General features: G+C 65.8%; 4 protein-coding genes. All 4 read left to right on the top strand.

What is annotated here, in order from left to right; genetic code table 11:
* The coding region (dctP, locus tag V3572_RS06790) for a TRAP transporter substrate-binding protein DctP (protein ID WP_332110228.1) at positions 1-413 on the top strand (413 nt) is incomplete at its 5' end.
* Positions 414-445: 32 nt separating this feature from the next.
* On the top strand, positions 446-991 hold the full coding sequence (locus V3572_RS06785) for a TRAP transporter small permease (protein WP_332110227.1): 546 nt from the start codon (positions 446-448) through the stop codon (positions 989-991).
* The gene (locus V3572_RS06780) at positions 988-2388 is read left to right on the top strand and encodes a TRAP transporter large permease (RefSeq protein WP_332110226.1); all 1401 of its coding nucleotides are present in this window, start codon (positions 988-990) and stop codon (positions 2386-2388) included. The genes V3572_RS06785 and V3572_RS06780 overlap by 4 nt, the downstream gene beginning before the upstream one ends.
* Before the next feature lie 120 nt (positions 2389-2508).
* Positions 2509-4862, top strand: a 2354-nt coding sequence (locus tag V3572_RS06775; RefSeq protein WP_332110225.1) for a DEAD/DEAH box helicase, incomplete at its 3' end; no start/stop codon positions are given.

Here is a 4862-nt window from a genome sequence, read left to right as displayed (position 1 = left end):
CCGAGGTCTTCACCCTGCTGCAGACCAAGGCCATCGACGGCCAGGAGAACACCTGGTCCAACATGTACACCCAGAAGATGCACGAGGTGCAGGAGTACATCACCGAGACCAACCACGGCCTGCTCGATTACATGCTCGTGACCTCCGCCGAGTTCTGGAACGGCCTGCCCGCCGACGTGCGCACCGAACTCGAGGCCTGCATCAAGGAAGCCACCGCCTACGGCAACAAGGTTTCCGCCGACAAGGACATCGCAGACAAGAAGAAGATCGCCGACTCCGGCCGCACCCAGATCATCACCATCACCCCCGAAGAGCGGCAGCAGTGGGTCGAGGCCATGAAGCCCGTGTGGGCCGAGTTCGCCTCGGGCATCGGCCAGAAGAACATCGACGCCGCTGTGGCCTCCAACAAATAGCCGCAGGACGCATGATGCAAGGTTCGTCAATCATGAACCGCCTTGAGGAAGGTTCCATCACCTTCCTCATGGCGGCAACGACGCTTCTGGTGTTCGTGGAGGTCATCCTCCGCTTCGTGTTCAACACCGGCATGATGTGGGCTCAGGAACTGACCCTGCACATGGCCGCCTGGATGGTCATCCTCGGCGCGCCCTACGGCCTCAAGGTCGGCTCCCACATCGGCATCGACGCCTTCGTGCGCACCCTGAACCCCAACACCGCCCGCGTGGTCACCACCCTGGCCATTCTGGCCGGGCTGGCCTACTGCGGCCTGTTCGGCTACGGCTCCTGGATCTACGCTAAAAAGATGTGGGTCACCGGCATCGAACTGGAAGACATGAACGTCCCCCGCTGGCTGGCCCACGGGGCCATGCTGCTTTTGGGCTTTGCGCTTCTCGCCCTGCGCCTCCTGGCGCTCCTTCGCAAGGTCATCACCGGGGAGGCCACCGGCTTCTCCCTGACTGACGAGGCCAAGGAGAGCATGCAACTGGCCGAGGAGGCCAAACGGATCAGCAAGGCGCAAGGAGCGGGCAAATGACCACGGTTGTCCTTTTCAGTTTACTGTTCCTGTGTCTTTTGACGGGCATGCCCATCGCCCTGGCCCTGGGCTTTTCCAGCATCACCACCATCCTTTTTTTCTCCAACGACTCCCTGGCCTCCATCGCGCTCAAATACTTCAGCACCCTGTCCGACCACTATACGCTTCTGGCCATTCCGTTTTTCATCCTGTCCTCGCATTTTCTCTCCACGGGCGGGGTGGCCAACCGGCTCATCCGCTTCGCGGTCAGTTGCGTGGGGCACATCAAGGGCGGCCTGGCCATGGCCTCGGTCCTGGCCTGCATGCTCTTCGCCGCCGTGTCCGGCTCCTCGCCGGCCACCGTGGCCGCCATCGGCAGCATCGTCATCGGCGGCATGGTCCGGGCCGGATACAGCGAGTCCATGGCCGCCGGCGTCATCTGCAACGCCGGAACCCTGGGCATCCTCATCCCGCCGTCCATCGTCATGCTTGTTTACTCCGCGGCCACCCAGGTCTCGGCGGCCCGCATGTTCATGGCCGGTTTCCTGCCCGGCGTGCTCCTCGGGCTCTCGCTCATGCTGGCCATCTACATCACGGCCCGGGTGAAAAAGCTCCCGGCCATGCCCTGGTCCGGGTTCCGCGAGATCTTCGCCTCGGGTTTTTCGGCCCTGGGCGGGATCATGCTTATCGTCATCGTGCTGGGTTCGATCTACGGCGGCGTGTGCAGCCCCACCGAGGCCGCCGCCCTGTCCGCGATCTACGCCTACTTCGTGGCCGTGTTCATCTACCGCGACATGGGGCCGCTGAAAAACGAACCCTGGACAAAAACCGGAGAGTCCGGCGCGTCCATGGTTTTCCGAAACCTGTGGGCCATTCTGGCGGCCATCCCCAAATCCACCACCGATCCGCAGGTGCGCAAGGTGCTGTTGGAGGCGACGAAGGTGAGCGTCATGCTCCTTTTCATCATCGCCAACGCCATGATCTTCGCCCACGTGCTGACCACCGAGCGCATCCCGCACCACATCGCCGAGCTCATCGTGGGCTGGGGCCTGCCAGCCTGGGGATTCCTCCTGGTGGTGAACATTCTTTTGCTCATCGCCGGAAACTTCATGGAGCCCTCGGCCATCCTGCTCATCATGGCCCCCATCCTGTTTCCCATCTCCCAGCAGTTGGGCATCGACCCCATCCACCTGGGCATCGTCATGGTCATCAACATGGAAATCGGCATGATCACCCCGCCGGTGGGCTTAAACCTCTTCGTCACCGCAGGCATCACCGGCCGCAGCATCACCTGGGTCATGCGGGCCGCCCTGCCCTGGCTCATGGTGCTCATCGGCTTCCTGATCCTGGTCACCTACGTGCCGTCCATCAGCACCTGCGTGCCGGAGTACATCGACTACCTCAAAGGCTACAACTAGACGTCCGGCCCGGCCGGTCACTCCACAAAGCCCCCTCCCCGGAGGGGGCTTTGTCGTCAATGGCGGCCCGACCGCCGGGCCTTGCCCCAAAACCGCTTTTGGGCAAGACTGATCGCCCACATGGACACGCGCGACATCGCCGAATATATCCGGGCGCTTTTGGCCTCCGAATCCCTGGGCAGCTTCGTGGCCCACCACCGGCTCATCCCCGGCCGGGAGGCCCAGACCGCCGCGACCCTGCGACCCTGGCCCGCGATCCTGACCGAGCTTCTGGCCGCCCGGGGCATCGACGCCCTCTATTCCCACCAGGCCACGGCCTGCGACCTCATCCGGGCCGGGCGGCATGTGGCCGTGGCCACGCCCACGGCCAGCGGAAAGTCGCTCATCTACCTGTTGCCCGTGATCGAACAATTCCTGCGCGACCCCGAATCCCGGGCCGTGTTTCTTTTCCCCTTAAAGGCCCTGGCCCAGGACCAGTTGCGGGTCATCGAGGAACTGCTCGCCCCCCTGCCGCCCTCGGCCAGGCCCCGGGCGGCCATCTTCGACGGCGACACCTCATCCCATTTTCGGCGCAAGCTGCGCGACAACCCGCCCAACATCCTGCTCACCAACCCGGAGATGCTGCATCTGGCCCTTTTGCCCCACCACGAGAACTGGTCCGCATTCTTCGCGGGCCTGACCCACATCGTGGTGGACGAAATGCACACCTACCGGGGGGTCATGGGCTCGCACATGGCCCATGTGTTCCGGCGGCTTGCCCGGGTCTGCGACCGCTACGGGGCGCACCCGGCCTTCGTGTTCTGCTCGGCCACCATCGGCAACCCGGGCCAACTGGCCCGCGACCTGACGGGCCTGGACGTTACGGCCATCACCGACAGCGGCGCGCCCACCGGCCCCCGGCACTTCGTCTTCGTTAATCCCCCGGGCAGCGCCGCCACCGCCGCCGTGAACCTCCTGCGCGCGGCGCTCACTCGCGAACTGCGGACCATCGTCTACACCCAGTCGCGCAAGATGACCGAACTCATCGCCATGTGGCTCACCGAAAAGGCTGGCAAGGACGGAGTGAACGCCTCCCGGGTCAGCGCCTACCGGTCGGGCTTTCTGCCCGAGGAGCGTCGGGAGATCGAGGCCCGCATGACCTCAGGGGAACTTCTGGCCGTGGTCTCCACCAGCGCTCTGGAGCTGGGCATCGACATCGGCGGCCTGGACCTGTGCGTCCTGTGCGGCTATCCGGGCTCGGTCATGTCCACCTGGCAACGCGGCGGCCGGGTGGGCCGCTCCCGGCGCGAATCCGCCGTGGCGCTCATTGCCGGGGAGGACGCGTTGGATCAGTATTTCATGCGCAACCCGGCGGACTTTTTCGAGCGCCCCCCGGAGTCGGCGGTCATAAACCCCGCCAACCCGGCCATCGCCGCCCGGCACCTGGAATGCGCCGCGGCCGAGATGCCTCTGCGGGCCGGAGAACCGTATCTGGCCGATCCGGAGTTTCGGGCCGAGCGCGACCGGCTGGCGGTCGCGGGCCTGCTGCTGGCCGACGAGGACGGGTCACGGTGGTACGCGGCCCGCAAGCGCCCCCACCGCGACGTGAACCTGCGCGGCACGGGCGGCCGCTTCCGCATTGAGGCCGAGGGCCAGACCCTGGGGGAGATCGACGAGCACCGGGCCTTCCGCGAGACCCACCAGGGGGCCGTCTACCTGCACCGGGGGCGCACCTTTGAAATCGCGGACATGGATCTGGCCACCCGCAAGGTCACGGCCGTTTCCTGCCGGGCCGACTATTACACCAAGGCCCGGGGCCACAAATCCACGGAGATTTTGGCGGTCAGCGGACAGGCCACGGCCTACGGGGCCAGGGTGTATTGCGGGCGGCTTCGGGTCACGGAGTGGATCACCGGCTACGAGCGCCGCCGGGTGCGCGGAGGGACGCTGCTTGGCATCGTGCCCCTTGACCTGCCGCCCCTGACGTTTGAGACCGACGGCTTCTGGTACGCCATCCCCCGGGAGGTGCAGGAGGAGATGGACCGGCGGCTTTTCCACTTCATGGGCGGCATCCACGCCATGGAGCATGCCCTGATCGGCATCCTGCCCCTTTTGGTGCTCACGGATCGAAACGACCTGGGCGGCATCTCCACCCCCCTGCACGAGCAGGTGGGCCGGGCTGCGGTCTTCGTCTACGACGGCATCCCCGGCGGCATGGGCCTGACGAAAATGGCCTTCGCCCGGGCCACGGAGGCCCTGTCGCGCACCCTGGCGGTCATCGCCACCTGCGAATGCGAGACGGGCTGCCCGTCCTGCGTACACTCTCCCAAATGCGGCTCGGGCAACCGGCCCATCGACAAGGCCGCCGCGCAATTTCTGCTGGAGCTTCTGACCACCCGCGATCCCGAACCCGCCCCGCCCCCGGTGGCCACGTACACTCTTTCCCCGAGGACACGCCGAGCTTCGTCGGGCTGGAGGGATTCCTCAACGCCCGG

It is taken from the genome of Desulfolutivibrio sp., assembly GCF_036584575.1.
Taxonomy (GTDB): Bacteria; Desulfobacterota; Desulfovibrionia; order Desulfovibrionales; family Desulfovibrionaceae; genus Desulfolutivibrio.
Note: the sequence above shows the minus strand (reverse complement) of the source record. Positions and strands in the feature narration are given on the sequence as shown.